Below are 248 nucleotides of genomic sequence, written 5' to 3' on the forward strand. Positions count from 1 at the left end.
GCCAGCGCAGGAAAGGTTCGTGACTCACCGCGCGGCCCAAAAATGCGTGCATACCTTCAAGCAATGGCCGGGAAGCGCCAGGCTCAAGCAACGCCATTTGCAAATCACGCCCCGTTGCCCGGTCTAGCAGGCCGCTGGCTTGAAAACGCGAGAACAGATCGAATGCGAGCACATCAGACCACAGGTAGGCGTAGTAGCCAGCGTCGTAGTAATCCAGCAGGTAATCGAATGCATGGGCCGGATGCTCG

Annotated in this window: 1 protein-coding gene; it reads right to left on the reverse strand. The window is 58.5% G+C overall.

The annotated features are described in order from the left end of the window. A partial coding sequence (locus tag SB756_RS33530) for a M3 family metallopeptidase (RefSeq protein ID WP_410913693.1) occupies positions 1-248 on the reverse strand: 248 nt, incomplete at both ends.

This window comes from Pseudomonas sp. SIMBA_068, from assembly GCF_046534705.1.
GTDB lineage: Bacteria > Pseudomonadota > Gammaproteobacteria > Pseudomonadales > Pseudomonadaceae > Aquipseudomonas > Aquipseudomonas putida.